Source organism: Streptomyces sp. TRM49041 (assembly GCF_008271805.1).
Taxonomy (GTDB): Bacteria; Actinomycetota; Actinomycetes; order Streptomycetales; family Streptomycetaceae; genus Streptomyces.
Genome location: NZ_VSRY01000111.1, coordinates 1 through 5,699, shown reverse-complemented (window position 1 = coordinate 5,699; position 5,699 = coordinate 1). Strand labels below are relative to the sequence as shown.

Genomic DNA, 5,699 nt, shown 5'->3' with positions numbered 1-5,699 from the left:
GGGGTGTCGTGGAGAAGTGGGCCCGCCGGGTGGTGGAAGGTGGGCAGCAGAACCAGGCCGCGCCCGTTGAGGCAGACGTCGCGGTCCGGCGCTGCACTGGGCCATTCCCACACACCCTCGTGGAGTCGGCTGCCCGGGGCCAGGCCGGTCAACGTGGCGGCCACGCCGTGCTCGGCGACGGTCAGGGCGTAGCGGGTGAACTCCTCACGGTGCAGATCCTGTACGACGGACCAGACCGGGGCGAGGACCGTCTCGTACGCGGCCTGCTGGGCGCGGTGCATGGTGCGCCAGGCCGTCTCGTCGCCCGCGTGCAGGCCGCGGATCCAGCGAGGCGCGGGCATCGTCCCGTAGACCCGCTCCAGCTCGGAGCGGACGAGACCGGGGCTGGTGGCGCGGATCTGTTCGAAGCCGTCGGCCATGGTGTCGCCGATGACGTCGAGGAAGGAAGGCGGGCGGCCCGCTGGAACCAGGTCGGCGAGCGGGTTAGCTGCGGCCGGGAGGGAGCGCAGGACGCGTCCGCGCCACGGCGCGAACAGCGGCCCGCCACGCCGGGTCACGGCTGTCGTCAGGACGGCGTGCAGCTCTTGGAGCGGCGCCGGGCGGGGTGCGAAGCGGATTTGGGCGAAGTCCTGCGCGGTGAAGTGGATTCGCAGCACCCTCACAGCTCCTCGTCCTGGGCCAGCCTTTCGGCCAGGGCCTGAACCTTCGCACCGTGATGGCCCCCGCCCCAAGGATGTTCGTATGACTTCTCGACGCACTCTTTTGAAAGGCACCCTATTGGGGAGTGCCGCCGCCCTGCTGCCCACGGCTGCGTCCGCCTCCGGTGGCGGCCCGGTCCTCCGGCTGCCCGCGCCCGCCGGCCCGTACCCCGTAGGCATGCAGACGGTCCATCTGACGGACCCGTCCCGGACCGACCCATGGGTGGGCGGCGTGCGGGAGTTGATGCTGACCGTCCTGTACCCGGCCCGATCGGTACGCGGCTTCTCCCGGGCCCCGCAGCTCACCCCGGCCGAGGCCAGGGAGTTCGCCGAGTACGCGCCGCACGTTCATCCGGGACTGCCGGAGCCGGGAATGGTGGACTGGGGCGCGGTCCTCACCCACGGGTACATGGGCGCGCCGCCGCTGCCCGGGCGGCGGCCGGTGCTGGTGTACTCACCCGGCGGTGGTGACTCCCGCACGCTCGGCACAACCCTCGCCGAGGACCTGGCGAGTAACGGCCGAGTGGTCGTCCTCGTCGACCACCCCGGTGACGCTTCTCAGGTGGAGCTGCCCACCGGAATGCGGACGACCGTCCTGATCGGACCCCCGGACCCGGCGACCTTCCGCACGATGGTGGACACCCGGATCGCGGACCTCCGCCTGGTCCTGGACCGGCTCAGCGACCTACAGCTCGCACCGGCCATGGACACCTGCCGGATCGGGATGTACGGGCACTCCGCAGGCGGCACGGCGGCGGTGTACGCGGCCCGTGACGACCGCCGGGTCGGCGCGGTGGTGAACCTGGAGGGCTATCTCGACCTGTACCCGACGCTGGCCGGCTTCGATCAGCCGCTGCTGCTGTTCCGCTCCGACGGATTCGACGGCGCCGCCCGTATCGAGTCGTCCTGGGCGGGCCTTCCCGGCCGCAGCAGGCTGCTCCCCGACGCGAACCACTGGGCATTCACCGACTACGGCTCGCTCGTCCCTCGACTCCAGACTTCCGGTCTCGTGACAGCGACGGCGCGGACCGCGCTCGTCGGCACCGGCGACCCTGCGATGACACTCGCTGAGGTACGGCGCCGGGTAGGGACCTTCTTCGCCCGCCATCTCTCGTAACGGAACTACGAGGCGGCTGTCCCGTCTCATTGGATCTAGCTCTCGGTCAGTGCTCTGAGCAGGCATGACGCATTGTGCGGTGAGACGGATCAGGGCCGGGGTCTCAGTTCATCGTGCCCGCCGGGTTCGGACTTGAGGCTGTGTCTCAGTTCATCGTATCTGCGAAGTTCATTTCGTGAGCTGTGCTGCTGTTCGTGCCATCTCGGCAGTGATGGCCCATCGCTCGTGGTCCCGCCACTCGCCGTTGATGTACTGGAAGGCGGTCGAGTAGCCCTCGTGCTGGAAGCCCAGGCGTCTGACGAGGTTCAGCGAGGAGGTGTTGTCCGGTTGGATGTTCGCCTCCAGCCGGTGCAGTTCCAGAGGGCCGAAGGCGAGCTGGAGCACGAGCCTCAGTCCTTCGGTCATATAGCCACGGCCGGTGGTAGAGGCGTAGGAGGTATAGCCCAGGGTTCCGCTCTGGAGGGTTCCCCTGACGATGTTGTTGATGTTGATGCCGCCCACGATCGTGCCGGTGTCGCGCAGGCAGATCACGAAGCCCTCATGGGTGGGCTGCTCGAACCGCTCAAGGTAGCTCTCGAACGCTTCCACTGTGTTCTCGCGGGCGCCCAGCCAGCGGCGAAGCATCTCGGCGCTCTCCTGGGCCAGCGCTGCGAGCTCGTCGTAGTCCTGGCGACGGACGTGGCGTATGGCCACCCGCGGCCCTTGCAGGAGGTAACTGGTGATTGCCATCCACGGATCCTATGCAGCCTGTTCCGTGCCTGCGTCCGACGGCTCGTGGACCCTCCATGTGAGAAAGAGGACAGGTCTCCTGTGGGCCAACCTTGATGCCTAGCGGGACCAACTCAACTGCTCACGGGCCAGCTCAAGAGTTCAGTCACATTTAGGTGTGATGTAGCGATAGATGGTGGAGCGTGCGGTCTTGAAGGTCTGGGCGATCTTCGGGATGGAGGCGCCGGAGTCGTAGAGCTGTTGTGCCTGCTCGGCCTGTTCAGGAGTGAGCAGTGGCCGTGGTCCGCCGGTTGCCCCGGGCCCGGGCGGCTGCGAGGCCCCATCGAGGCCGCTCTGCGGCCGGGAAGGACCTCCTGATGCCACGCCAGATCAGCTACCGATGGCGTCTGCGCGAGCTGATGGCCGCCCGCGGCATGTTCACCGTCGGCGAGCTCATGCCGCACCTGGCCGAACGCGGCATCACCCTGTCCTCCTCCCAGGTCCACCGCCTGGTCTCCGGCACCCCGGAACGGCTGTCCCTGCCGGTGCTGGCCGCCCTCTGCGACATCCTCGGCTGCACCCCACCGACCAGATCACCACCTCGGCCCAGAACCTCCCGGCCCGCCGAGCCGCCGGCGAAGAAGCTCCGATCAACCTAGCCGCCCGGCGACCCACAAGGGTCCGACTGACGCCCGAGGGGTGAGCGGTGACTCCGGAGGAGTACGAGCGGTGGATGATCCGCGACTGCGCACGCTGCGGCCGTCGGGCCTCGAAGTCCGCCGAGTGGTCAGACGGACCGATCTGCCGGACCTGCTACGAACGGGCGATGCGAGTCCGCGGCCTCTGCCCCTGTTGCAACACCGATCGGCTGCTGCCGGGGCGAGACACCGGTGGCACACCGATCTGCCGGGACTGCGCGGGCATCGCCCGAGACTTCTTCTGTGATCGCTGCGGCTTCGAGGGACTCCTGCTCGGCGGACGTCTCTGCGAACGCTGCACCCTCGCCGACACGCTCGTCCGCCTCCTCGACGACGGCACTGGTCGTGTCGCCCCGGAGGTCCTGCCTCTGGTCAAGATCCTGCTGGATATGGGCAGGCCCAAGAGCCGACTGATCTGGCTTCGCAACCCCAACGTCGTCCGTCTCCTCCAGGACCTGGCCACCGGCAGCATCCCGCTCACCCACGAGGGGCTGCACCAGGAAACCCCCTGGCGGACTGTCACTCACCTGCGTGACCTGCTGATGGACAGCGGCGTCCTCCCACGAGTTGACCGGCAGCTCATCCTCTACCAGCGGTGGCTGACCGAACGGCTCGCCGTCATCGAGGAGCCCGAACACCGTCAGCTTCTCCGGCACTTCGCCACGTGGCACCAGATGAGGCGCCTGCGGGCCAAGGTGGAGAAGGGACCGCTGGGACGCTCCCAGACCAACCACACCAAGCAGGAGGTCACCCAGGCCGGTGCCTTCCTCGCATGGCTCGCCGACCGAGGACGCGCCATCGGACAGTGCCAGCAGGCCGACATCGACGCCTGGCACACCGAGAGCCTGGCCACCCGCCGCCCGTCCCAGTCATTCCTGCGGTGGTGCATGAAGACCGGCCGGATGCCCCGCCTCGCGCTGCCGCCCGCCGTCATCACCCAGGACCCGGAATCGCTGCACCAGCACCGCCGGCTCGCGATGCTCCGCCGGGTCCTCAACGACGACTCCCTGCCACTGCGGGCCAGGGTCGCCGCCGCCCTCGTTCTCCTCTACGCACAACCCGTCAGCCGCATCGCTCGCCTCACCATCGACTACGTCACCGACGACGAGACGACCGTCACCGTCCAGTTGGGCGACCCGCCGTCCCCGCTGCCGGAGCCCGTCGCCGTTCGATGCGGGCCTACATCCAGTCCCGTCAGCACCTGCCCTACGCCAGCAGCAGGAGCTCGCAGTGGCTCTTCCCTGGCCGTCAGCCCGGACAGCCGATGAATCCGGTCAGCCTCCAGGTTCATCTGCGTGAGATCGGCGTCCCGCCGCAGCGCGGTTGGACCTCCGCAATCCGACAGCTCGTCCTCCAGGCCCCGGCTCCCGTCATCGCGAAGGCGCTCGGTTATCACGACAAGACAGCCACTCGCTTGGTCACCGAAGCCGGAGGAACATGGAGCCGATACGCCCCCGGCGACCACCAGCGATGAAGCGCGGTACTTACGCCGGCTCCGCTGAGCCGCGTTTGTCCTCAACGTGCACGACGTGAAGCTCGGTGCCGTCCCGGTGGCGCTTGGAACGTCCGAACAGTCCGACAGCGATCTGCGACTGATCCTCGGGCTCATCGGGGCCGACATAGGTAAGAACGTCGTTGTGATGCCCGGTGACGACCCATCCCTCGTCGTCCTTGAGGTCGATCACCCCAAAGTCTCCTGCCGAAGATCCGGCATGAGCCGGGCCGAACTTCTTCAGGAGGTCGGTGGCCTGTTCAGCAAGCTCCCCTTCCGGAGCGGTCAGCACGACACAAGTGCCACGCTCGAACAGCACCCACGACTTGCGAGGGTCGGCGAGAAGCCGCTGCCAGACATCTATCAGTATCTCGGTGTCCACGCCGGTCATCGTGCCGCAGAGCACCGACACAGGGTGACGATCGACCGACGGCTACGGCGAATACGCGACACCTGAACATGCGGGCCTACCAGTCCCGAGGCCGCATACCCTTATGCTCACGCAGCTGCCACCAGTGCGCACACCCACAACACGATGGGGACGGTCAGAAGGTCCGCCTGCCCGTCGCGTGAGGGGACTCGTCGTCTTCGTCCACGTGGTCAGAGTTCGTCGTCGCGGTCCGCTGCCCCGTCGGCCGACTCGCTCTCCGCCTCCTTGGACGTCACCTCCGGGTCAAGGTGAGGGGCCTCGCGTTTTCCGGACAGGTGTCTGACCGTCGATTTGACGCGGCGATTCGCAACTTCTCGCACTCAACGTGAACTTCGCATGGAGGGCGGTAACCCACCGCCGAGTGGAGGCGTTTGCGATTGTACCAGAATTCGATGTAGCGAGTGATGTCCTGCCGGGCGGCCTCGCGGGTCAGGTAAGTCACCCTTGATACTCGCTCGTTCTTGAGGGCGCCGTAGATTGAGCATTTCCGATCTACCCTCCGGCGAGTGATGCTCGCTGGCGCATGACGACGAACACGGCGTGGATTGCGGTGGTG

Annotated in this window: 8 protein-coding genes; 3 read left to right on the top strand and 5 right to left on the bottom strand. The window is 67.6% G+C overall.

The features are described from left to right. Positions 1 to 656, bottom strand: a 656-nt coding sequence (locus FVS66_RS13280; protein ID WP_149181396.1) for an ArsR family transcriptional regulator, incomplete at its 3' end; no start/stop codon positions are given. Between the two features lie 85 nt (positions 657 to 741). On the opposite strand from FVS66_RS13280, the gene FVS66_RS13275 reads away from it, so the two are divergent. Further along, positions 742 to 1,815, top strand: coding sequence for an acetylhydrolase (locus FVS66_RS13275; RefSeq protein ID WP_149181395.1), 1,074 nt, complete (start codon positions 742 to 744; stop codon positions 1,813 to 1,815). Positions 1,816 to 1,983: 168 nt separating this feature from the next. On the opposite strand, the gene FVS66_RS13270 is transcribed toward FVS66_RS13275, so the two are convergent. Together FVS66_RS13270 and FVS66_RS36815 are read right to left on the bottom strand one after the other, a co-directional pair. Then, positions 1,984 to 2,544 (bottom strand): GNAT family N-acetyltransferase, encoded by a 561-nt coding sequence (locus FVS66_RS13270; RefSeq protein WP_149181394.1) that lies wholly within the window; start codon positions 2,542 to 2,544, stop codon positions 1,984 to 1,986. 141 nt (positions 2,545 to 2,685) lie between these two features. Next, on the bottom strand, positions 2,686 to 2,907 hold the full coding sequence (locus FVS66_RS36815) for a helix-turn-helix domain-containing protein (RefSeq protein ID WP_149181393.1): 222 nt from the start codon (positions 2,905 to 2,907) through the stop codon (positions 2,686 to 2,688). Here FVS66_RS36815 and FVS66_RS13260 point away from each other — a divergent pair. After that, a complete protein-coding gene (locus FVS66_RS13260) occupies positions 2,901 to 3,182 on the top strand; it encodes a helix-turn-helix transcriptional regulator (protein WP_262386974.1) in 282 nt (93 codons plus the stop codon). The genes FVS66_RS36815 and FVS66_RS13260 overlap by 7 nt on opposite strands. Before the next feature lie 167 nt (positions 3,183 to 3,349). Beyond that, on the top strand, positions 3,350 to 4,489 hold the full coding sequence (locus FVS66_RS13255) for a hypothetical protein (RefSeq protein ID WP_149181392.1): 1,140 nt from the start codon (positions 3,350 to 3,352) through the stop codon (positions 4,487 to 4,489). Positions 4,490 to 4,705: 216 nt separating this feature from the next. On the opposite strand, the gene FVS66_RS13250 is transcribed toward FVS66_RS13255, so the two are convergent. Further along, positions 4,706 to 5,104, bottom strand: coding sequence for a hypothetical protein (locus tag FVS66_RS13250; protein ID WP_149181397.1), 399 nt, complete (start codon positions 5,102 to 5,104; stop codon positions 4,706 to 4,708). 271 nt (positions 5,105 to 5,375) lie between these two features. Further along, on the bottom strand, positions 5,376 to 5,621 hold the full coding sequence (locus tag FVS66_RS35445) for an IS3 family transposase (RefSeq protein ID WP_399225470.1): 246 nt from the start codon (positions 5,619 to 5,621) through the stop codon (positions 5,376 to 5,378). Positions 5,622 to 5,699: the final 78 nt, after the last annotated feature.